We start from the raw sequence: 22438 nt of genomic DNA, 5'->3' as shown, positions 1-22438 counted from the left end.
ACAGAGCGGGAAGAGTACGCTACACCTTGCAGGCGATTAACCTGATATGCTAAGGGAGATATTATGCAGAAGAAATTAAAAGTCGTAACCATTGGCGGCGGCAGCAGTTATACCCCGGAATTACTCGAAGGTTTCCTGAAACGTTATCATGAATTACCGGTCAGCGAATTATGGCTGGTGGACGTTGAGGAAGGTCAGGAGAAACTGAATATCATTTTTGAGCTCTGCAAGCGGATGGTCGCGAAAGCCGGTGTGCCATTGACCGTGCATAAAACCCTCGACCGTCGCCTGGCGCTGCAGGATGCCGACTTCGTGACGACTCAGCTGCGCGTCGGCCAGCTCAAAGCGCGTGAAATGGATGAACGTATTCCACTGAGCCACGGCTATCTGGGGCAGGAGACCAACGGCGCGGGCGGCCTGTTCAAGGGGCTGCGTACCATTCCGGTCATTTTTGACATCATCAACGATGTGGAAGCGATCTGCCCCAACGCGTGGGTGATTAACTTCACCAACCCGGCCGGGATGGTGACCGAAGCGGTTTATCGCCACACCGGTTTCAAACGCTTTATCGGCGTCTGTAATATTCCGATTGGCATGAAGATGTTCATCAGCGATGTGCTGGAGTTGACCGATACCGACGATCTTTCTATCGATCTCTTTGGCCTGAACCACATGGTGTTTATCAAAGATGTCATCGTGAATGGTCAGTCTCGCTTTAGCGAACTGCTTGACGGCGTAGCCTCCGGGCGCCTGACCGCTGCGTCAGTGAAAAACATCTTTGACCTGCCGTTCAGCGAAGGGCTGATCCGCTCGCTTAATCTGCTGCCTTGCTCATACCTGCTTTACTACTTCAAACAGAAAGAGATGCTGGCCATCGAGATGGGTGAGTACTATAAGGGTGGCGCACGCGCTCAGGTGGTGCAGAAAGTTGAAAAGCAGCTGTTTGATTTGTATAAAGATCCGAACCTGAACGTGAAACCGAAAGAGCTTGAGCTGCGCGGCGGAGCGTATTATTCCGATGCGGCGTGTGAAGTGATCAACGCCATTTACAACGACAAGCAGGCCGAGCACTACGTCAATGTGCCGCATCACGGTCATATCGACAACATCCCGGCTGACTGGGCCGTTGAGATGACCTGCATTCTGGGACGTGATGGCGCCAGGCCGCATCCACGGATTACCCACTTTGACGACAAAGTGATGGGGTTGATCCACACCATCAAAGGGTTTGAAGTGGCAGCCAGCAACGCGGCGCTGAGCGGTGAACTCAATGACGTTCTTCTGGCACTCAATCTCAGCCCGCTGGTCCATTCCGATCGCGATGCCGAGCAACTGGCCAGCGAAATGATTCTGGCGCATGAAAAATGGTTGCCTAATTTTGCCGCTACGATTGAGAAGCTGAAATTCAAACAGCACTGAGAGGATGTGTGATGGAAAACCTGCTGATCGTCAATGCTGATGATTTTGGTCTCTCAAAAGGTCAAAACTACGGCATTATTGAAGCCTGCCGCCGGGGTGTGGTGACCTCAACAACGGCACTGGTTAATGGTGACGCGGTTGAACACGCGGCGCAGCTCAGCCGCGAGGTGCCAGCGCTGGGCGTCGGCATGCACTTTGTATTGACGCTCGGGATGCCGGTTTCACCGATGCCGGGACTGACGCGGGACGGACAGCTGGGCAAATGGATTTGGGAGCAGGCAGAGCAGGGCACGCTGCCGCTCGAGGAGATTACCCGCGAGCTGGACTGTCAGTTCAACCGTTTCGTCGATCTCTTTGGCCGTGAACCCACGCATATTGACAGCCATCATCACGTGCATATGATCCCGGCACTTTTCCCGTCAGTGGCGGAATTTGCACAGCGCAAAGGCGTGGCAATGCGCGTGGATCGTGAGGTGCAGGCGCTGCACGGGCTGTCATTGTCTTCTGTGCCCACAACGGACGGGTTCAGTAGCGCGTTCTACGGCGACGAGATTAGCGAAGCGCTGTTTCTGCAGGTGTTGGATGAGTCCGCCGCGCGCGGGGAACGGTCGCTGGAAGTGATGGCACACCCTGCATTTGTCGATAACATTGTGCGTAAAAGTGCCTACTGCTGGCCGCGACTGGCGGAACTGGATGTGCTGACGTCGGCATCGCTGAAATACGCCATTGCCGAGCGTGGGTACCGTCTGGGCACCTTTGAGGATGTATGAAAATAGCCCGGAGGCGCGGTGCCTGCCGGGCTGAGTAAACGATGTCAATCAGCGCCGGGTCGGGCAAAGCCAGACCCGGCTTTTCTTTTATGCCGGTATCCGATCAATCTTACTGCTGCGTGACCACACACGGTGCGCTGCGAGCAGATCGAACAGCTTGGTCATAAACGCATCATCGACATTATCGCCTTCGACAATGCCATCTTCACCTTGCTCAGCCACCTTCAGGTGCGCTTTAAACTGTCGCGCATCGCCGGACAGGGCGATCGGCTTCAGGTGTTTATAGGCTTCCAGCAGATAATAAATCGCATCGCCATTGTTCAGCAGACTGTCGATGTCGCCGCACGGCACAATCACCGCATCAACGGTGAGCGATGGTGCTCCGGCAAAGGTGGCCGCAACCGGCAGCACTGAACCGTCGTCGGCGGTCACTTCCCCCATGCGGGAATAGAGCAGTTTGGCGTGAACGCCTTTGGTTTTCAGCGCCTGCATAATCCCCAGCACGTCGCTGGCACGGGTGTTGTCATTCAGCAGAATGGCCACTACCCGGCCCTTTATCGAGCCACCCGGCACCGCATACAGACTCAGGGACGGATCTTTCTTCAGGCCGTTAACGTCTTTCGGTGGGGCCGCATTGCGTTGCTCGTCCGTCAGCGTAATGCCAAGGTTATCCGCCACGCTCTGGGCAAGCTGAATATCGATATGGGCGAGCTGATCGACCACGCGCTCGCGGATATAAGTCCGCACCACTTTGCTCAGTTCAAAGCTAAAGCCGCCGATAATGTGCTGTTGCTCGATCGGCGTCTGGCTGTTCCAGAACAGGCGAGGTTGGGCGTAATACTCGCCGAATGACGGGCTACGCTCGCGGATTTTATTGCCATCGATGCGCTCCTGGTACGACTCAAAACCACCGCGTTTCGGTCCCGGCGGCGTTTCGCGCGGCCAGTTATCGTTGATGGAGTTCGGCTCATAGTTAGCCGGATTGGTATCGATATCCTGGCGATGCATCCCGTCGCGCTGGAAATTGTGGTACGGGCAGGTTGGACGGTTAATCGGAATTTCGTGGAAGTTTGGCCCGCCAAGGCGACTGATCTGCGTATCGGTATAGGAGAACAACCGCCCCTGCAGGAGGGGATCGTTCGTGAAATCCAGCCCCGGAACAATATGCCCCGGGTGGAACGCGACCTGCTCATTTTCGGCAAAGAAATTGTCCAGGTTGCGGTTGAGCACCATTTTACCCACCAGCTGAACCGGCACCAGCTCCTCTGGGATCAGCTTAGTCGGGTCAAGAAGGTCGAAATCGAAGTTAAACTCATCCTCTTCCGGGATCAGCTGTAACCCCAGTTCATATTCCGGGAAGTCACCGGCTTCAATCGACTCCCACAGTTCGCGACGGTGGAAGTCCGGATCGCGCCCGGTCAGCTTCTGGGCTTCATCCCACACCAGCGAGGCTTTGCCCGCCACAGGCTTCCAGTGGAAGCGTACGAATGTGGCTTTCCCGTCCGCGTTGATCATCCTGAAGGTATGAATACCAAACCCTTCCATCGTGCGGTAGCTGCGCGGAATGCCCCGGTCTGACATCGCCCACATCACGTTGTGTAACGTTTCTGGTTGCAGTGAGACATAATCCCAGAAGGTGTCATGCGCACTTTGTCCCTGCGGTATGGCCCAGTGGGGCTCCGGTTTTACCGCATGGACAAAGTCAGGAAATTTATGCGCATCCTGAATGAAGAACACCGGGGTGTTATTGCCGACGAGATCGAAAATACCCTCTTCGGTATAAAATTTGGTGGCGAAGCCGCGGATATCACGCACGGTATCTGCCGAACCCGCGCCGCCCTGTACGGTTGAAAAGCGGACAAAGACCGGTGTGATTTTGTCCGAATCGGAAAGGAAATCCGCTTTGGTTATCTCTTTGAGGCTTTTGTAGGGCTGGAAGTAGCCGTGTGCAGCGGAGCCACGCGCGTGAACGATGCGCTCAGGTATACGTTCATGGTCAAAATGGGTGATTTTTTCCCGCAGAATAAAGTCTTCCAGCAGGGTCGGTCCGCGCGTTCCCGCACGCAGCGAGTTCTGATCGTCAGCAATGCGCACGCCCTGGTTGGTGGTAAGTGCAAAACCTTCGCCGCCTTTACGGTGGGACTCAAGGGATTTCAGCTTCTCGTTTCCGGTATCCGGGGATTTCATACTTCCCGGCGCGGTAGGCTGTTCGCCAGGTGCGGAAGGGCCGGGGGACGGGCGGTGAGAGCCGTCCGCTGGGGCCAGAGAGTCCATGCCTGGTTGAGATTCTTCAGTGCCATGAATGGGTGATTGATGTGTTTTATCTTTGTTCGACATTGCACGCTTCTCCTTTATCCATTGCTAAAAACCTTGTTAACTATAGAACAATGTGGCGAAAGGGCGGGCGAACTAAGAGTTTTCAGATGACCTGGTTAAGGAATGCGCTATCAGAGCGATGCAGGGCGCGACGCGTGGGGGGAGGATCGGCTATCATAGAATTTTCCTGCTTCCAGAATGTGCTTTAGTGAACCCGTCGCTTATGAAACCTTTTCGTCAACAAAACCGCCCTGTCATTAGCTACGTGCCCCGCGTCGAACCCGCGCCGCCCGAACACGCCCTGAAGGTGGATGGTTTTCGTGATGTCTGGCAACTGCGCGGTAAATACGTAGCGTTTGTTCTGATGGGAGAACACTTCCGCCGTTCGCCCGCGTTTTCGGGGCCGGAGTCGGCCCAGCGATGGGCGAACCAGGTCCGCCAGGATGAAGAGATTGAAGAATAACAGCCAAAAAAAAACCGCCATCAGGCGGTTTTTTTTATTCATCCGTGATTAACGGTGCGCCAGTTCAGCGTCGTCTTCACTTTCCAGAATGGTTTTATCGGTCTGCTTCAGCCACTGGCTGGTCAACGTACCGGCGGTCATGGAACCGCTCACGTTCAGCGCAGTACGACCCATGTCGATCAGCGGCTCAACGGAGATCAGCAGGGCAACCAGCGTCACCGGCAGACCCAGGGCCGGCAGGACAATCAGCGCGGCGAAGGTTGCGCCACCGCCAACACCCGCAACGCCTGCGGAGCTGATGGTGACAATCCCGACCAGCGTGGCAATCCAAACGGGATCCAGTGGGTTAATACCCACGGTCGGAGCAACCATTACCGCCAGCATTGCAGGGTAGAGACCTGCGCAACCGTTCTGACCAATGGTGGCACCAAAGGAGGCAGAGAAGCTGGCAATAGATTCCGGTACGCCCAGACGACGGGTCTGCGCTTCAACGTTCAGCGGAATAGACGCGGCGCTGGAACGGCTGGTGAACGCAAAGGTCAGTACCGGCCACACTTTACGGAAGTATTTCAGCGGGCTAACGCCATTGACGCCCAGCAGGATACCGTGCACCACGAACATAATGCCCAGACCCAGATAAGAGGCGACGACGAAGCTACCCAGCTTAATGATGTCCTGCAGGTTAGAGCCGGCAACCACTTTGGTCATCAGCGCCAGAACACCGTAAGGGGTCAACTGCATCACCAGACGGACCAGCTTCATTACCCAGCTTTGCAGGGTATCGATAGCCACCAGCACGCGCTCGCCTTTCGGCGCGTCGTCTTTCAGCAGCTTCAGCGCCGCCACACCGAGGAAGGCCGCAAAGATCACCACGCTGATAATGGAGGTTGGGCTGGCACCGGTCAGGTCAGCAAACGGGTTCTTCGGTACGAAAGAGAGCACCATCTGTGGCACCGTCAGGTCAGCGACTTTACCCACGTAGTTGGTCTGAATCGCGGTAAGACGCGCCGTTTCAGCCGTACCCTGGACCAGACCTTCAGCGGTCAGCCCGAACAGGTTTGTGACCAGCACACCGACCAGAGCTGCAATCAGCGTGGTAAACAGCAGCGTACCGATGGTCAGGAAGCTGATTTTACCCAACTGGGTGGCGTTATGCAGACGGGCAACGGCGCTCAGAATAGAGGCAAACACCAGCGGCATAACGATCATCTGCAGCAGCTGGACATAGCCGTTACCGACGATGTTGAACCACTGAATAGAATCTTTCAGAACTGGATTATCGGAGCCATAAATAGCCTGCAACGCCAGACCAAACACGACACCCATGGCCAGACCAACCAGCACTTTCTTCGCGAGGCTCCACTGTTTGTGGCGCGCCTGCGCGAGAAGCAATAGCAATACAACGAACACTACAATGTTCGCGATGAGTGGAAAATTCATCCCCGTTCTCCTGATTTATTATACGGTCGGTTTTTACCGATCCTGTTGGCGCAAGGTTATCAGAAGTGTGATGTGGCGCTTATATCCAAATGGAATGGGTTATGACAAATGGAAATAATTTGTGTGCTTAGTGTTCAATCTGGTGATTAATGAACCGATTAAACTGAAATTGCAGCGAATTGATCATCTGGGATGACCAGCGCACTGCACTGTTTTCGGGCAAGGTTTGCGGCATCCAGACGGCGTAGGCAAAGAGCGCCATACACAACACACGCTCAAGCTGATTACCTTTCTGCGGCGCAAGAATGGGCAAACGGAAACGCCAGCGGCATGGCCAGAGCAGCGGCACGCCCGCAGGCGTCAGCATATCGGCAAGGATATGGCTTAAATAACCCAGCACCATTCCCTGGATAGCATCGCCGGGCACTATCCAGCTCTCAGGGACTTTTAAATAGAAAAGGGTGAGCAGGCCGAATACGGCCAGCAGGCTGTGGGTAAACCCACGGTGACCAAACGCGCGGGCGATGGGTTTTGATATCCACTTTAGCCGCTGTCCCAGGAACGATTTTGGATGGTCGATATCGGGCAGCAGACAGGTCAACACGGCGGACGGGACAATATGCCACCAGTCCCCCTGTGCGAGCACAGGGGTAAGTTCAGCGTTTTTGGCAAAAACTGCGCACGCAATGGAAAAAAGCAGATGGCCTTCCGCCGTCATGATAAAACCCACAAAACTGTCAATTCATACAGTATAGGGTTTTTATACAGTAGACGAAAGAGGTGACGGTGTAACTGTATGTCACAAACGCGCCTAGCGCGCCAGCCAGCCCCCGTCGACGGCTAACGTATGACCGTTCACGTAATCCGAGGCGGCGGAGGCTAAAAAGACCACCGGTCCCTGCAGGTCTTCCGGAACTCCCCAGCGCTCGGCAGGTATCCGGTCGAGGATCTCCTGGCTGCGCTGCTGATCATCTCGCAGTTGCTGAGTGTTGTTGGTCGCCATATAGCCCGGCGCGATGGCATTAACATTGATGCCGTGTGTCGCCCATTCATTGGCCAGCAGACGCGTGATCCCCAACACGCCGCTTTTGGACGCGGTGTAAGAGGGCACGCGGATGCCACCCTGGAATGAGAGCATCGAGGCGATATTGATGATTTTCCCGCCCTGGCCCTGCGCAATAAACTGTTTAGCCACGGCCTGGGAGAGGAAAAAAAGCGATTTCAGATTCAGGTTGATGACGTCATCCCAGTCCTTTTCGCTGAACGCGAGAGCATCTTCACGGCGTATGGTCCCGGCATTGTTCACCAGAATATCGACTCGCCCCATCTCAGCAACCGCGCTGTCAACAACGTCCTGAAGACTCTCCTGCTGACTGAGGTCGGCCCGAATCGCCCTGAACCGCCTTCCGAGCGCGCTAATGCAGGCAGCCGTTTCCTCCGGCGCTTTGCGGTTAACACCCACGATGTCGCATCCCGCCTGCGCCAGCGCAATGGCCATGGCTTGTCCCAGACCGGTATCGCATCCGGTGACGATGGCCACTTTTCCTGACAGAGTGAAGTTATCCAGTATCATACGCGCCTCAGAAGTAAGGTTATTGTCATTCTGACGCTAAGGATAGAAGCGGGGGATAAGAAAAGCAAACAAAATGAAACGATGTTTTGTTTTTAAAGCAGGCAGCCTGACGCTGCCTGAAAAGGGCGGGTTACTCGCCGCGCAGGTGCTGCGCCGTCAACTCAACCAGTGAGTACAGCTTTACGTCGGCAAGGGCAAAACGGGGATCGTGTCGGCCTTCCTCCGCGGGAACAACAATCGAGCGCATGCGTGCGGCCTTCGAGGCCACCATTCCGTTAACGGAATCTTCCAGCGCGACACAGCAGAGGGGATCAAGACCGAGTTTAGCGGCACAGTCGAGATAGACCTGCGGGTGCGGCTTGCTGTATGGCAACGTTTCCGCTGAGGCCAGCGCGTCGAAGCTGTCGCGCAGCTCAAACATGGTCAGTACTTTTTCCAGCATATGCAGCGGTGAAGCTGACGCCAGGCCAACTTTCAACCCCTGCGCTTTACACAGCGCGACGGCTTCACGCACGCCGGGCAGCAGGGGCTTGCTCTCTTCCACCAGTGAGATGGCGCGGCTGATAATACGCGCGGTCACTTCGTCGCGGTCGGGTCCCACCCACGGCTGCTGGGCATACCACAGGTCCACCACCATATCGATGCGCAGACCAAGCGTATCCGGAAGTTCATTACGGCGGCTGATATCAACGCCCAGGCTGGCGATAACGTCCAGTTCGGCGCGATCCCACAACGGTTCGGAATCGATCAGTAATCCATCCATGTCAAAAATTGCGGCAAGAATCTGGCGCGGTGTCGACATCACAACGTCTCCTTATCCAGGGTGTACGACAGACGATAAATGCTAAGTGCACTCTGCAATTTAGCATATTGCCTTTAAAGAGCGGGCGAAAATGATGGTCAGCAGGTAGACTTAGGCAGAAATAACGCGTCTTTATGAAGGGGAACTGATGACGTATCAACAAGCTGGACGCATTGCTGTCTTAAAACGTATTGCTGGCTGGGTAATTTTTATTCCAGCCGTCATTTCGACGCTGATCTCTGTGCTCAAATTTATGTACGATCACAGTGAAAAACAGCCAGGTATTAATGCGGTAATGCTTGATTTTGCTCATGTCATGATTGAAATGATGCGTTTTAACACGCCGTTTCTGAATGTCTTTTGGTTCAATTCGCCGACGCCGAATTTTCATCAGCAGTTGAATCTCGGGTTTTGGGTGATCTACGCGCTGATCTTTATTGGTATGGCGTTGCAGGCCTCTGGCGCACGCATGAGCCGTCAGACGCGCTTTTTACGCGAAGGTGTGGAAGACCAGATGATTCTCGAACAGGCGAAAGGCCCGGAAGGGATGAGCCGCGAGCAGATTGAGTCCCGCATTGTTGTGCCGCGTCACACCATTTTCCTGCAAATTTTCCCGCTGTATATCCTGCCAGTCATTATCATCGTGGCGGGTTACTTCTTCTTTTCGCTGTTGGGATTCCTGTAACCGATAAGGGTGGCGACATAGCCACCCGTCCCGCCATTACGCGGCAAGCACACGTTCAAGTGCCCTCTGGGCATTGACCAGATGCTCTCCGCCAAACAGAATGGCGCGGTTCATCAGTGTGTAGAGCTGATACACCGGCTGGCGCTCAAGAAAACCCTGCGGCAGAGGCAGCACGGACTGGTACCCGTCGTAAATTTGCGGCGGTTGCTCAGGGTGCAGTGGCAGCATCGCCAGGTCACACTCCCTGTCGCCCCAGTAACAGGCCGGGTCGAAGATATAGGGGCCGTCAGGACCCAGCGCGCAGTTATCTGACCACAAATCGCCGTGCAGCAGAGACGGCTGAGGCTGGTGGGATGCCAGACGCTGCTGAATGTGTTCGACGATGGCATCGATATTGCCAAACTCCAGACCTTTCTCCGCAGCCAGTTCCAGCTGCCAGCCAATGCGTTGCTCAGCAAAGAATGTCGACCAGCGTCGTTGCCAGGCATTAGGTTGTGGAGTGGTGGAGAGGTCGTTGTCAAAATCGAGACCAAACTGCGGCTGGTCGCTCCATTGATGCAGTCGCGCTAACTGTTGGCCGAGAATGAAGGCGTTATGGGCGTCTAACGGGCGGGCAGGAAGAAATTCCATGACCAGAAAACTGTAGTCGCGGTCGCTGCCCACGGCCCAGACCTGCGGGACCGTCACCGTTTTACTGCGCGACAACAGTTCCAGCTGGTCGGCTTCGGCGGTGAAAATCGGAAGCAGCTCTCGCTCATCGCATTTAACAAAGAGATCGCGCCCGGCGTAGCGTAAGTGCCATGCGGCGTGGATTTCTCCGCCTGGCAGTTCGTTCCGCAGTTCAATTTCACCTTCACCCAGTTGCTCACTTAAAAGATGACTGATAGCCTGCCACATGTTGTCTCTCCCATGTTGTCTGCCAGATCATAAAGTTAGCGCATAATTGCGGTAAAAAAATACGAACTAACGCACACCTGAGCGGTTTAAATTCATGCAGGGCACTTATTGTTCTTTTTTCTGCCAGCTTTCCCAGGTATCAAGATCAATTTCTGCCGCTTTGTCGGTCACGCTTTCGACCAGACTGGCCGCCAGAGCGTGAACCTCTTCTTTACTCAGGGCGCTGATCAGGCCAAACGTCAGGGTGCCTAAATCATGGATATTGCCCTCGTCATCCGTGAGTGTGAGCAGGAAATTGGCCCGGGTAAAGGCGTTGTTGAGCTCATTAAGCTCGGTCAGCGACGCTTGATGAATGTTGATGGTAACGACGTAGCGGGTGATGTCACCACTGCTCATAATTCACCTCATTGTTATCTTGGAAGTTTTCTTAGCATAGTCGATAGGCTGCGTTTGGCGACTATGCCGCGTATTTCCCCTTCACAGAGAAGGGGAAAAGGGGGATTAATTTCGGGACAGGTAATCGACGATTTTTTGCGTGTCGCTAAGCGAACAGAGACGTGTGCCCTGGTTGATGGTGGCAGCGCTACCCGCTGCGACGCCGTAGCGTGTCATCTCCAGTAGCGAAGCACCCTGAGCCAGTTTCAGGGTCATCGCTCCAACCATGCTATCACCTGCGCCCACGGTACTCTGGCTTTTCATCGGCGGCGGAACAACCTGAACGGACCCCGTTTCGTCCACGGCCAGGGCACCCTGCGGGCCAAGGGAGACCACGACCCGTCGCGCTTTGCCGCTGTGAACCAGCTCCTGCGCGGCGGTGAGGACATCGTCCGGCTGGTTCAGCTCGCGGTTCACCAGCGCGCTTAACTCTTTCTGGTTGGGTTTAACCAGCTCAAGATTGCCCGGCGTCAGGGCTGCCTGCAGCGCCTCGCCGCTACTGTCGACAATGCAGCGGATACTGCGTTGCTGCGCGGCCCGAATCAGCGCCGTCAGTTTTTCCGTGCTGACACCGGGCGGCAGGCTGCCGCTTATCACCAGCAGAGCACCGCTCTCAATGGCCAGCACCTTCTCTTCAAGCTGACGAAACTCATCTTCACTGAGTTTTGCACCCGGCATGACGAAACGGTATTGCTCGCCACTGGACTCCACGTGCACATGCAGGTTTTGCCGCGTCCAGTCTTTGGACTCGACGGACTGCGAGGCCACCTGTTCATCGGCCAGCAGAGAGACCAGGTGCTCACCGGTCGCGCCGCCTGCGGGGAAAATTGCTGTCGCCTTTCCACCGAGGTGCGTTATGGCTCGCGCCACATTGATACCGCCGCCGCCGGGCTCAAACACCGGGGCGCTGCAGCGCAATTTACCTTCCGGGTAAATCTGGGGCGTCAGGGTGGCGGAGTCGAGGGAAGGGGAGAGCGTCAGGGTGTAGATAGAAACCATCATTACCTCCTTTTAGCGTGGGTTCCTTTTAGTCTGGCACCATTTGTCAGGAAGGCAATGTAAATAACAGTATGATTTTAAATATGAATACTGACATAAAGTCTGCTGCGGCTTATATAAAATAAAACGCTTTTTGAGATCGTTCTTATTCAAAAAATGAAATAAGAAATCATTGCTATGTTATTTGCGGCTTTTTATAATTTGTTACCTTTCTCTGGACGCCTTGTCATTGATCCTCAAGAAAGTTTCCGGGACCGTGTGGTCTCTTTTTTTGTTGTACGGACTCCTTAATAAAATGAAGCTTTTGAAGACAGTACCCGCTGCACTGATGCTGGCGGGTGGCGTGTTTGCTGCAATGAACGCGACCGCAGATGATTCCGTTTTTACTGTCATGGACGATCCAGCCACCGCGCAAAAACCGTTTGAAGGTAACCTGAACGCTGGCTATCTTGCACAATCCGGTAACACGAAAAGCTCCTCTCTCACGGCGGACAGTACGCTGACCTGGTACGGTAATACCACCGCCTGGTCTCTGTGGGGAAATGCCAGTAACACCTCCGCGAATGACGAACGCTCTTCCGAGAAATATGCGGTTGGCGGACGTAGCCGTTACAACATGACCGACTTTGACTACCTGTTTGGTCAGGCCAGCTGGTTAACTGACCGTTACAACGGCTATCGCCAGCGTGATGTGTTCACTGCCGGTTACGGTCGTCAGTTCCTGAACGGACCGGTACACAGTTTACGTTTTGAATTCGGTCCAGGTGTGCGCTACGACGAGTACACCGACGGCGAAACCAAAACTCAACCGCTCGGTTACGCTTCCGGCACCTATGCCTGGCAGATGACTGACAACACCAAATTTACCCAGGGGGTGTCTGTGTTTGGTGCCGACGATACGACGCTGAACTCAGAAACAGCGCTGAACGTGGCCATCAACGAACACTTTGGCCTGAAAGTGGCCTACAACGTCACCTGGAACTCTTCTCCTCCTGATTCTGCTCCGGATCATACCGACCGCAGAACCACGGTTTCACTGGGTTATAAAATGTAATATTCTCGGGCCGATTACGCTATCGGCCCGTTTTTTATTTTTTGAAACTGTGCTGTTTTATATTAAACACTGTTTTGAAATATCTGGTCTGCTGATATCTCCATCATTTCTTCATAATGCATTTTCATTAATTTGCGGCTTATTTGACACGAATTGATAACGTAACAGGCTAGGCAAAAGTGTGATCTGGATCTACACTCTTAGCACGGGCAGAATTCGGCCTTAAGGTATTTAGCATTATTAGCTTTAAATGTAGAAAGAGAAAAAACATTATGAAAAAAATCAAAACTGCCGCAGCAGCGATGGTGCTTTCCGCACTGTCTTTTGGCGTATTTGCTGCTGATGAAACCACCCCGACAGCCAGTGACACCCACAGCCAAATCGGCATTGCGAAAGCCGCTGACGTTGAAGCCGGATCTAACATCGCGCCAGCCTCTCAGTCCACCGGTCAGTCTATGAATGATGCTTTTGACGTCCATAAACTGGTTGCAGGTGAATGGTCCTGATGGGTTTTGCCGAGTTGTTATTGACGTTTAAACGCTAATTCAACGCGCCAAAAAAACCGGATTTTGTGGTACCGGTTTTTTCGCGGTAAACCTATTTGACGTAAACCTATCGTCCGTATTTCGTCCTGGCGGTGAATACCCGCAAAAGGGTATTACGGATAACGATGTTATTCCCTGCGCAGTTATTTATATTCACGTTCAGCCCCAAATCATTGCCGCCCAACGCAGAAGCAGCATCGCGCCGCAGATGGCAATCAGCACCAGTACCATTTTCCAGTGTTTTACGGCAAATCGTTTTGTTGGCATAACCTGATCCTTGTAAGTTGATGCGAACAGTCTACCAAACAGGGCGGGGAAATGCCCCTTCTCCAGTGGTGAATCAGGTTATGCCTGCTTCCGGTTCGGTTAGAACCAGTGGAATCGTTCTGCAAGAATCAACAATAAACCGGTGGCTGAAAGGATGTTCAATATCACAACCGTTCTACTTGATACGTTCATGGTATGCACCTTTGGGTTTAAAGACTTGTTCAAGAGTAGCCCAGCATCTCTGGAATGCGAGCACCGGAGATATGCGCCCTGCAAATTCATGCGAAAGTGCCAGCGCAGCAATCTGCCCGCAAAGGGTGCAATCTCTCTTTTGTTAGTGTTACCATTGCAGGGCTTGCCGTAAATCCGCATTTATCTGATTTTCGGCGGGTGAATGATCGCGAGCCAATTTGACGATTGTTGGTCAGATGGTGTCGTAATCTATTGTCAAATCACGATTATTTTCTTTGTATATGCTCTTATGTGTGGGGCATCACTGCAAATAAGGATATAAAATGCCTGTAATTACTCTTCCTGATGGCAGCCAACGCCATTACGACCACGCTGTAAGCCCAATGGATGTTGCCCTGGACATTGGTCCTGGACTCGCGAAAGCAACCATCGCTGGCCGTGTTAATGGTGAGCTGGTTGATGCATCTGACCTGATTGAAAGCGATGCGCAGCTGTCTATTATCACAGCGAAAGACGAAGAAGGTCTGGAGATCATTCGTCACTCCTGCGCACACCTGTTAGGTCATGCGATCAAACAGCTGTGGCCGAACACCAAAATGGCGATCGGTCCGGTTATCGACAACGGTTTCTACTATGACGTTGATCTTGACCATACCCTGACTCAGGAAGATATCGACGCGCTCGAAAAACGTATGCACGAGCTCGCCGAAACTAACTATGACGTCATTAAGAAGAAAGTCAGCTGGCACGAAGCGCGTGAAACCTTCGTGAAGCGTGGCGAGAGCTATAAAGTCTCTATTCTTGATGAAAACATCTCTCATGATGACAAGCCTGGCTTGTACCATCACGAAGAATACGTCGACATGTGCCGTGGTCCGCACGTGCCGAACATGCGCTTCTGTCATCACTTTAAGCTGATGAAAATCGCGGGCGCCTACTGGCGTGGCGATAGCAACAACAAGATGTTGCAGCGTATCTATGGTACCGCGTGGGCCGATAAAAAAGCCCTTAACGCCTACCTGCAGCGCCTGGAAGAGGCGGCTAAACGTGACCACCGTAAAATCGGTAAGCAGCTTGACCTGTACCACATGCAGGAAGAAGCGCCGGGTATGGTGTTCTGGCACAATGACGGCTGGACTATCTTCCGTGAACTGGAAACGTTCGTACGCTCCAAGCTGAAAGAGTACCAGTATCAGGAAGTGAAAGGCCCGTTCATGATGGACCGTGTGCTGTGGGAAAAAACCGGCCACTGGGACAACTACAAAGATGCGATGTTCACCACCTCTTCTGAGAACCGTGAATACTGCATTAAGCCAATGAACTGCCCTGGCCACGTTCAGATCTTCAACCAGGGTCTGAAATCCTACCGCGATCTGCCGCTGCGTATGGCAGAGTTCGGTAGCTGCCACCGTAACGAGCCATCAGGTGCATTGCACGGTCTGATGCGTGTTCGTGGCTTTACTCAGGATGATGCGCATATCTTCTGTACTGAAGATCAGGTTCGTGATGAAGTTAACGCCTGTATTCGTATGGTCTACGATATGTACAGCACCTTTGGCTTCGAGAAGATCGTCGTCAAACTCTCAACGCGTCCGGAAAAACGTATCGGTAGCGATGAGACCTGGGATCGCGCAGAAGCGGATCTCGCCGTGGCGCTGGAAGAGAACGGCATTCCGTTCGAATACCAGCTGGGCGAGGGCGCATTCTACGGTCCGAAAATTGAATTTACCCTGTATGACTGCCTCGATCGCGCATGGCAGTGCGGTACTGTACAGCTGGACTTCTCCCTGCCGCAGCGTTTAAGCGCCTCTTATGTTGGCGAAGATAACGAACGTCAGGTACCGGTTATGATTCACCGTGCAATCCTCGGTTCTCTGGAGCGCTTCATCGGCATCCTGACTGAAGAGTTTGCCGGCTTCTTCCCAACCTGGCTTGCGCCAGTGCAGGTCGTGGTGATGAACATTACCGATTCTCAGGCTGAATACGTTAAAGAATTGACGCAGAAACTACAAAATGCGGGCATTCGCGTAAAAGCAGACTTGAGAAATGAGAAGATTGGCTTTAAAATCCGCGAGCACACTTTACGTCGTGTCCCGTATATGTTGGTCTGTGGTGATAAAGAGGTGGAAGCAGGCAAAGTTGCCGTTCGCACCCGCCGTGGTAAAGACCTGGGGAGCCTGGACGTAAGTGAAGTGATTGAGAAGCTGCAACAAGAGATTCGCAGCCGCAGTCTTCAACAACTGGAGGAATAAGGTATTAAAGGCGGAAAACGAGTTCAAACGGCACGTCCGAATCGTATCAATGGCGAGATTCGCGCCCAGGAAGTTCGCTTAACAGGTCTGGAAGGCGAGCAGCTGGGGATTGTGAGTCTGAGAGAAGCGATCGAAAAGGCTGAAGAAGCTGGAGTAGATTTAGTTGAAATCAGCCCTAACGCCGAACCGCCAGTTTGTCGTATCATGGACTACGGCAAGTTCCTTTATGAAAAGAGTAAGTCTTCTAAGGAACAGAAGAAAAAGCAAAAAGTTATCCAGGTTAAGGAAATTAAATTCCGTCCTGGTACCGACGATGGCGATTATCAGGTAAAACTCCGCAGCCTGATTCGCTTTCTGGAAGATGGCGATAAGGCCAAGATCACACTGCGTTTCCGCGGTCGTGAGATGGCCCACCAACAGATTGGTATGGAAGTGCTTAACCGCGTCCGTGACGATCTGAGTGAACTGGCAGTAGTCGAATCCTTCCCTACGAAGATCGAAGGCCGCCAGATGATCATGGTGCTCGCTCCTAAGAAGAAACAGTAAGGCCTTCAAGCAGCAAAACCTGTGGAGCCTTCGGGTCTCATAGGTTTTGTTCGCCTATGTTTCGTTTATTTAACAATGCGAAGTGGAAGTAATTAAGATGCCAAAAATTAAGACCGTACGCGGTGCTGCTAAGCGCTTCAAAAAAACCGGTGGTGGTGGATTTAAGCGTAAGCACGCAAACCTGCGTCATATTCTGACCAAAAAATCTACTAAGCGTAAACGTCACCTGCGTCCAAAAGGCCTTGTTTCTAAAGGCGATCTGGGTCTGGTTATCGCGTGCCTGCCGTACGCATAAGCCGTTAACGTTTAATTTTTTACTAAGAATATAGATACAGGAGAGCACATATGGCTCGCGTAAAACGTGGTGTAATTGCACGTGCACGTCACAAGAAAATTTTGAAACAAGCTAAAGGCTACTACGGTGCGCGTTCACGCGTATACCGCGTTGCCTTCCAGGCTGTTATCAAAGCAGGTCAGTACGCTTACCGTGACCGTCGTCAACGTAAGCGTCAGTTCCGTCAACTGTGGATTGCGCGTATCAACGCAGCAGCACGTCAGAACGGTATTTCTTACAGCAAATTCATCAACGGCCTGAAAAAAGCCTCTGTTGAAATCGACCGTAAGATCCTGGCTGACATCGCAGTATTCGACAAAGTAGCGTTCACCGCTCTGGTCGAAAAAGCGAAAGCAGCACTGGCATAAGCCAGTTGAAAGAGGGGGCTTCGCTCCCTCTTTTCATTTAACACCATCAGAACATTGACTTTTACCCGTGCAACCTTTTCAATAAGGTCTTAACGGTTTTTTACCACACAAGGTAACGCAAGCATGAATGCTGCTATTTTCCGCTTCTTCTTTTACTTTAGCACCTGAATTCAGGAGGCTAGCGCGTGAAAGATGAAACGAAAAACAGCGCCAGATAAGCCTCCTGATGGAGGCTTTTTTTGTGTCTAAATTCGAGAGAATAACTCCACCAAATCGGTGTCTGCACCGACATAATGAGGAAAATCATGTCACATCTCGCAGAGCTGGTTGCCAGTGCAACAGCCGCCATTAATCAGGCCTCAGATGTTGCCGCGTTAGACAATGTCCGCGTCGAATATCTCGGTAAGAAAGGGCATTTGACCCTTCAAATGACAACCCTGCGTGAACTGCCGCCAGAGGAACGCCCGGCAGCGGGTGCGGTCATTAACGAAGCCAAAGAGCAGGTGCAACAGGCACTGAACGCGCGCAAAGCTGAGCTGGAAAGCGCGGTGCTGAATGCGCGTCTGGCGGCAGAGACTATCGATGTCTCCCTGCCGGGTCGCCGTATTGAAAACGGTGGCCTGCATCCGGTTACCCGCACCATTGATCGCATTGAAAGTTTCTTCGGTGAGCTCGGCTTTACCGTGGCGACTGGCCCGGAAATCGAAGATGATTACCACAACTTCGACGCCCTCAATATTCCAGGCCATCATCCGGCACGTGCTGACCACGACACTTTCTGGTTCGACGCCACCCGTCTGCTGCGTACTCAGACCTCGGGCGTTCAGATCCGTACCATGAAGGAACAGGAGCCCCCGATCCGCATCATCGCACCGGGCCGCGTGTACCGTAACGACTACGATCAGACCCATACCCCGATGTTCCATCAGATGGAAGGCCTGATTGTTGATAAGAACATCAGCTTTACCAACCTGAAAGGTACGCTGCACGATTTCCTGAACAACTTCTTTGAGGAAGACTTGCAGGTTCGTTTCCGTCCGTCCTACTTCCCGTTCACTGAACCGTCTGCGGAAGTTGACGTGATGGGTAAAAACGGCAAATGGCTGGAAGTGCTGGGCTGCGGCATGGTGCATCCAAACGTTCTGCGCAACGTGGGTATCGATCCAGAAGTCTACTCCGGCTTTGCGTTCGGTATGGGCATGGAGCGTCTGACAATGCTGCGCTATGGCGTGACCGATTTGCGTGCATTCTTCGAAAACGATCTGCGTTTCCTCAAACAGTTTAAATAAGGGCAGGACAGAACAATGAAATTCAGTGAACTGTGGTTACGCGAATGGGTGAACACCACGCTTGATAGCGAAGCGCTTTCCAACCAGATCACCATGGCGGGTCTGGAAGTTGACGGTGTTGAGCCGGTTTCTGGCGCTTTCAATGGCGTCGTTGTGGGCGAAGTGGTTGAGTGCGGTCAGCACCCTAACGCTGACAAGCTGCGTGTGACAAAAGTTAACGTAGGCGGCGATCGCCTGCTGGATATCGTCTGCGGCGCGCCAAACTGCCGTCAGGGCCTGAAAGTGGCCGTGGCGACCGTGGGGGCTGTACTGCCGGGCGATTTTAAAATTAAAGCAGCGAAACTGCGTGGTGAGCCGTCTGAAGGCATGCTGTGTTCGTTCTCTGAGCTGGGTGTTTCAGACGATCACAATGGCATCATTGAGCTGCCGCTTGATGCGCCTATTGGTACCGACATCCGCGAATACCTGAAACTTGATGACAACACCATTGAAATCAGCGTGACGCCAAACCGTGCGGACTGCTTAGGCATTATCGGCGTGGCCCGCGATGTGGCCGTGCTGAACCAGACTGAACTGAACGTACCGGAAATCGTACCGGTTGACGCTACCATCAGTGACACACTGCCGATTCAGGTTGAAGCCGCTGATGCGTGCCCACGCTACCTTGGTCGTGTGGTGAAAGGCATCAACGTAAAAGCGCCAACCCCGCTGTGGATGAAAGAGAAGCTGCGTCGCTGCGGTATTCGTTCTATCGACGCCGTCGTTGACGTGACCAACTATGTTCTGCTGGAGCTGGGTCAGCCGATGCACGCGTTCGATAAAGATCGTATCGAAGGCGGTATTGTGGTGCGTATGGCGAAAGAGGGCGAAACCCTGGTTCTGCTCGACGGTAGCGAAGCAAAACTGAATGCTGATACGCTGGTGATCGCGGACCACGTTAAAGCGCTGGCGATGGGCGGTATCTTCGGTGGCGAACACTCCGGTGTAAATGATGAAACGCAAAACGTTCTGCTGGAGTGTGCGTTTTTCAGCCCGCTCTCTATCACCGGTCGCGCACGTCGTCACGGCCTGCATACCGATGCCTCTCACCGTTATGAGCGTGGCGTCGATCCGGCACTGCAGCACAAAGCGATGGAGCGTGCGACGCGTCTGCTGATCGACATCTGCGGCGGTGAAGCGGGCCCGGTTATCGACGTCACCCACGAAGCGACGTTGCCGAAGCGTGCGACCATTACCCTGCGTCGTAGCAAGCTGGATCGTCTGATTGGTCACCATGTTGCTGACGCACAGGTCAGCGATATCCTTCGCCGCCTGGGTTGTGACGTGACCGAAGGGCAGGACGAGTGGAAAGCCGTTGCGCCATCCTGGCGTTTCGACATGGAGATCGAAGAAGATCTGGTGGAAGAAGTGGCTCGCGTATACGGCTACAACAACATCCCGGATGAGCCTGTTCAGGCGGGTCTGGTGATGGGAAGCCACCGTGAAGCAGATTTGTCTCTTAAGCGTGTGAAAACCATGCTGAACGACAAAGGCTATCAGGAAGTGATCACCTACAGCTTTGTTGATCCAAAACTGCAGCAGATGATCCATCCGGGCCAGGAAGCGCTGATCCTGCCAAGCCCAATCTCCAGCGAAATGTCCGCGATGCGCCTGTCCCTGTGGACCGGTCTGCTGGGGACTATCGTTTACAACCAGAATCGTCAGCAAAACCGCGTGCGAATTTTCGAAAGTGGTTTACGCTTTGTACCGGATAATCAGGCAAATTTAGGCATCCGTCAGGATCTCATGCTGGCTGGTGCCATCAGCGGTAACCGTTACGAAGAGCACTGGGACCTGGCAAAAGGCACGGTTGATTTCTACGATATGAAGGGAGATCTGGAAGCAATTCTCGATCTGACCGGTAAATTATCTGAAATTGAATTCCGTGCAGAAGCGATCCCTGCGCTGCATCCAGGCCAGAGCGCGGCTATCTATTTAGACGGCAAACGCATTGGTTTCATTGGCGTTGTTCATCCTGAGCTGGAGCGCAAGCTGGACCTGAACGGCCGTACCATCGTGTTCGAGCTGGAATGGAGCCCGGTTGCAGACCGCGTTATTCCTCAGGCCCGCGACGTCTCACGCTTCCCGGCAAACCGCCGTGATATCGCGGTTGTGGTCGCGGAAAATGTGCCCGCAGCAGATATTTTGGCCGAATGTAAGAAAGTTGGCGTAAATCAGGTAGTTGGCGTAAACTTATTTGACGTGTACCGCGGCAAGGGCGTAGCAGAAGGTTTCAAGAGCCTCGCTATTAGCCTTATCCTTCAGGATACCAGCCGTACACTCGAAGAAGAGGAGATTGCCGCTACCGTCGCCAAATGTGTAGAGGCATTAAAAGAGCGATTCCAGGCATCATTGAGGGATTGAACCTATGGCGCTTACAAAAGCTGAAATGTCAGAATATCTGTTTGATAAGCTTGGGCTTAGCAAACGAGATGCCAAAGAGCTGGTAGAGCTGTTTTTCGAAGAGATCCGTCGTGCTCTGGAAAATGGTGAGCAGGTAAAACTCTCCGGTTTTGGCAATTTTGATTTGCGTGACAAAAACCAACGTCCGGGCCGTAACCCAAAGACGGGGGAAGATATTCCGATTACAGCCCGCCGCGTGGTGACCTTCAGACCCGGCCAGAAGTTAAAAAGCCGTGTCGAAAACGCAACGCCCAAAGCAGAGTAATATGAACTAACTAAAAAGGCCGCTCACGCGGCCTTTTTTCTTTGCGCTCTCTGGCAAACCCGCCGTAAAATCAATTACATCACACGCTACTAAAACCATGTCCATGCTTGATTATGCCCATCGCCAGCACCGTTTAGATCAACGACACCTGCTTTTGCTCGTGCTGCTGCTCATTGTTACCGCAGGCGTTAGCCTGTGCGCCGGGGAACAGTGGATAGGGCCTGAACACTGGTTTGAGCCTGAGGGGCAGCTTTTCGTCTGGCAAATCCGTCTGCCGCGCACGCTGGCGGTGATCCTGGTGGGCGCCGCGCTGGCATTGTGCGGCACCATTATGCAGGCATTATTTGATAACCCACTGGCGGAGCCCGGGCTGCTCGGCGTGTCGAATGGCGCGGGCGTAGGGCTGGTGGCGGCGGTGATGTTGGGCGGGGGGGAACTCTCCTCATGGGGGATTAGCCTCAGCGCCATTATCGGCGCGTTGCTGATAACGGTAATCCTTTTGCGCTTTGCCAGACGGCACTTATCAACCAGTCGGCTGCTGCTTGCCGGGGTGGCTCTGGGGATCATCTGTAGCGCGCTGATGACCTGGGCGGTGTATTTCTCCACGTCCTTTGACTTGCGTCAGTTGATGTACTGGATGATGGGCGGCTTCGGGGGCGTAGACTGGCGCCAGGGCTGGCTGATGGCACTGCTGATACCGGTCTTGCTGTGGGCAGGCCTGCAGGCACAGCCGCTGAATATTCTCGCGCTGGGGGAAACCTCGGCCCGCCAGCTTGGCATGCCGATAGGCTTCTGGCGTAACGTGCTGGTCATTGCCATTGGCTGGCTGGTTGGTGTGAGCGTGGCACTGGCCGGGGCGATTGGCTTTATTGGGCTGGTTATCCCGCACATGCTGCGTCTGCGCGGTATCACCGACCATCGAACCTTACTGCCGGCCTCGGCGGTTGCCGGGGCGGTAACGCTGCTGGTGGCGGATATCATCGCCCGGCTCGCCCTGACAGCCGCTGAGCTGCCAATAGGCGTGGTGACCGCCACGCTGGGCGCGCCGGTATTTATCTGGCTACTATTAAAATCCGGACGTTAAA

Annotated in this window: 25 protein-coding genes and 1 other annotated feature; of the genes, 15 read left to right on the top strand and 10 right to left on the bottom strand. The window is 53.5% G+C overall.

From position 1 onward, the window contains the following. Positions 1-63: 63 nt before the first annotated feature. Together AAIR21_RS05110 and chbG are read left to right on the top strand one after the other, a co-directional pair. Positions 64-1419, top strand: a complete 1356-nt coding sequence (locus AAIR21_RS05110; protein WP_025204406.1) for a 6-phospho-beta-glucosidase — start codon at positions 64-66, stop codon at positions 1417-1419. A gap of 11 nt (positions 1420-1430) precedes the next feature. Continuing rightward, positions 1431-2189: a chitin disaccharide deacetylase gene (gene chbG, locus AAIR21_RS05105; protein WP_183516437.1), complete on the top strand. Its 759-nt coding sequence runs from the start codon at positions 1431-1433 to the stop codon at positions 2187-2189. An 87-nt stretch (positions 2190-2276) separates the two neighbouring features. Here chbG and katE read toward each other — a convergent pair whose 3' ends face one another. Beyond that, positions 2277-4526, bottom strand: coding sequence for a catalase HPII (katE, locus tag AAIR21_RS05100; RefSeq protein WP_434680176.1), 2250 nt, complete (start codon positions 4524-4526; stop codon positions 2277-2279). Positions 4527-4713: 187 nt separating this feature from the next. Here katE and cedA point away from each other — a divergent pair, with 187 nt between their 5' ends. Then, positions 4714-4968 carry a cell division activator CedA gene (gene cedA, locus AAIR21_RS05095; protein WP_071605472.1) on the top strand — a complete coding sequence of 85 codons (255 nt, stop codon included), beginning with the start codon at positions 4714-4716 and terminating at the stop codon, positions 4966-4968. 48 nt (positions 4969-5016) lie between these two features. Here the strand turns inward: cedA and AAIR21_RS05090 are convergent, their stop codons facing one another. The 4 genes from AAIR21_RS05090 to hxpB form a co-directional block, all read right to left on the bottom strand. Next, positions 5017-6408, bottom strand: a complete 1392-nt coding sequence (locus AAIR21_RS05090) for an L-cystine transporter (RefSeq protein WP_014169681.1) — start codon at positions 6406-6408, stop codon at positions 5017-5019. A gap of 127 nt (positions 6409-6535) precedes the next feature. Further along, complete coding sequence (locus AAIR21_RS05085; RefSeq protein ID WP_059305544.1) at positions 6536-7126, bottom strand: metal-dependent hydrolase; 591 nt, start codon at positions 7124-7126, stop codon at positions 6536-6538. Between the two features lie 93 nt (positions 7127-7219). Then, a complete protein-coding gene (kduD, locus tag AAIR21_RS05080) occupies positions 7220-7981 on the bottom strand; it encodes a 2-dehydro-3-deoxy-D-gluconate 5-dehydrogenase KduD (protein ID WP_183516435.1) in 762 nt (253 codons plus the stop codon). A 130-nt stretch (positions 7982-8111) separates the two neighbouring features. After that, complete coding sequence (hxpB, locus tag AAIR21_RS05075) at positions 8112-8783, bottom strand: hexitol phosphatase HxpB (RefSeq protein WP_020884410.1); 672 nt, start codon at positions 8781-8783, stop codon at positions 8112-8114. Positions 8784-8931: 148 nt separating this feature from the next. On the opposite strand from hxpB, the gene AAIR21_RS05070 reads away from it, so the two are divergent. After that, a complete protein-coding gene (locus tag AAIR21_RS05070; RefSeq protein WP_014169686.1) occupies positions 8932-9468 on the top strand; it encodes a YniB family protein in 537 nt (178 codons plus the stop codon). 36 nt (positions 9469-9504) lie between these two features. Here the strand turns inward: AAIR21_RS05070 and AAIR21_RS05065 are convergent, their stop codons facing one another. From AAIR21_RS05065 to pfkB, 3 genes are all read right to left on the bottom strand, one after another. Further along, a complete protein-coding gene (locus tag AAIR21_RS05065) occupies positions 9505-10365 on the bottom strand; it encodes a fructosamine kinase family protein (RefSeq protein WP_014169687.1) in 861 nt (286 codons plus the stop codon). Between the two features lie 105 nt (positions 10366-10470). Continuing rightward, positions 10471-10761, bottom strand: coding sequence for a type V toxin-antitoxin system endoribonuclease antitoxin GhoS (ghoS, locus tag AAIR21_RS05060; RefSeq protein ID WP_014169688.1), 291 nt, complete (start codon positions 10759-10761; stop codon positions 10471-10473). A gap of 105 nt (positions 10762-10866) precedes the next feature. Then, entirely contained in the window at positions 10867-11799 is a 933-nt protein-coding gene (pfkB, locus tag AAIR21_RS05055; RefSeq protein ID WP_183516659.1) for a 6-phosphofructokinase II, read from the bottom strand. A gap of 295 nt (positions 11800-12094) precedes the next feature. Here pfkB and AAIR21_RS05050 point away from each other — a divergent pair, with 295 nt between their 5' ends. Both AAIR21_RS05050 and AAIR21_RS05045 read left to right on the top strand, forming a co-directional pair. Then, complete coding sequence (locus AAIR21_RS05050) at positions 12095-12853, top strand: DUF481 domain-containing protein (protein WP_025204400.1); 759 nt, start codon at positions 12095-12097, stop codon at positions 12851-12853. Between the two features lie 272 nt (positions 12854-13125). Beyond that, positions 13126-13359, top strand: a complete 234-nt coding sequence (locus tag AAIR21_RS05045) for a hypothetical protein (protein ID WP_020884407.1) — start codon at positions 13126-13128, stop codon at positions 13357-13359. Positions 13360-13557: 198 nt separating this feature from the next. Here the strand turns inward: AAIR21_RS05045 and yniD are convergent, their stop codons facing one another. Both yniD and yncL read right to left on the bottom strand, forming a co-directional pair. After that, positions 13558-13665 (bottom strand): small membrane protein YniD, encoded by a 108-nt coding sequence (gene yniD, locus AAIR21_RS05040; RefSeq protein ID WP_008500658.1) that lies wholly within the window; start codon positions 13663-13665, stop codon positions 13558-13560. Positions 13666-13764: 99 nt separating this feature from the next. Continuing rightward, positions 13765-13857 (bottom strand): stress response membrane protein YncL, encoded by a 93-nt coding sequence (yncL, locus tag AAIR21_RS05035; protein ID WP_021241082.1) that lies wholly within the window; start codon positions 13855-13857, stop codon positions 13765-13767. 323 nt (positions 13858-14180) lie between these two features. Here yncL and thrS point away from each other — a divergent pair, with 323 nt between their 5' ends. From thrS to btuC, 9 genes are all read left to right on the top strand, one after another. Beyond that, entirely contained in the window at positions 14181-16109 is a 1929-nt protein-coding gene (gene thrS, locus AAIR21_RS05030) for a threonine--tRNA ligase (RefSeq protein WP_014169692.1), read from the top strand. Positions 16110-16112: 3 nt separating this feature from the next. Next, positions 16113-16655 (top strand): translation initiation factor IF-3, encoded by a 543-nt coding sequence (infC, locus tag AAIR21_RS05025; RefSeq protein WP_023616141.1) that lies wholly within the window; start codon positions 16113-16115, stop codon positions 16653-16655. 97 nt (positions 16656-16752) lie between these two features. After that, positions 16753-16950 (top strand): 50S ribosomal protein L35, encoded by a 198-nt coding sequence (rpmI, locus tag AAIR21_RS05020; RefSeq protein WP_003030583.1) that lies wholly within the window; start codon positions 16753-16755, stop codon positions 16948-16950. A gap of 50 nt (positions 16951-17000) precedes the next feature. Continuing rightward, positions 17001-17357 carry a 50S ribosomal protein L20 gene (gene rplT, locus AAIR21_RS05015; RefSeq protein ID WP_000124850.1) on the top strand — a complete coding sequence of 119 codons (357 nt, stop codon included), beginning with the start codon at positions 17001-17003 and terminating at the stop codon, positions 17355-17357. A gap of 118 nt (positions 17358-17475) precedes the next feature. After that, positions 17476-17600 (top strand) — a sequence feature (Phe leader region). Further along, the gene (gene pheM / locus AAIR21_RS05010) at positions 17481-17525 is read left to right on the top strand and encodes a pheST operon leader peptide PheM (protein ID WP_001386830.1); all 45 of its coding nucleotides are present in this window, start codon (positions 17481-17483) and stop codon (positions 17523-17525) included. Its footprint overlaps the feature before it by 45 nt. A 62-nt stretch (positions 17601-17662) precedes the next feature. Then, complete coding sequence (pheS, locus tag AAIR21_RS05005) at positions 17663-18646, top strand: phenylalanine--tRNA ligase subunit alpha (protein ID WP_020884406.1); 984 nt, start codon at positions 17663-17665, stop codon at positions 18644-18646. 15 nt (positions 18647-18661) lie between these two features. Continuing rightward, positions 18662-21049, top strand: coding sequence for a phenylalanine--tRNA ligase subunit beta (pheT, locus tag AAIR21_RS05000; RefSeq protein WP_183516433.1), 2388 nt, complete (start codon positions 18662-18664; stop codon positions 21047-21049). Positions 21050-21053: 4 nt separating this feature from the next. Then, a complete protein-coding gene (gene ihfA, locus AAIR21_RS04995; protein WP_003857805.1) occupies positions 21054-21353 on the top strand; it encodes an integration host factor subunit alpha in 300 nt (99 codons plus the stop codon). Between the two features lie 103 nt (positions 21354-21456). After that, positions 21457-22437 (top strand): vitamin B12 ABC transporter permease BtuC, encoded by a 981-nt coding sequence (gene btuC, locus AAIR21_RS04990; RefSeq protein ID WP_183516658.1) that lies wholly within the window; start codon positions 21457-21459, stop codon positions 22435-22437. Position 22438: the final 1 nt, after the last annotated feature.

Source organism: Enterobacter sp. PTB (assembly GCF_051130085.1).
GTDB lineage: Bacteria > Pseudomonadota > Gammaproteobacteria > Enterobacterales > Enterobacteriaceae > Enterobacter > Enterobacter ludwigii.
Note: the sequence above shows the minus strand (reverse complement) of the source record. Positions and strands in the feature narration are given on the sequence as shown.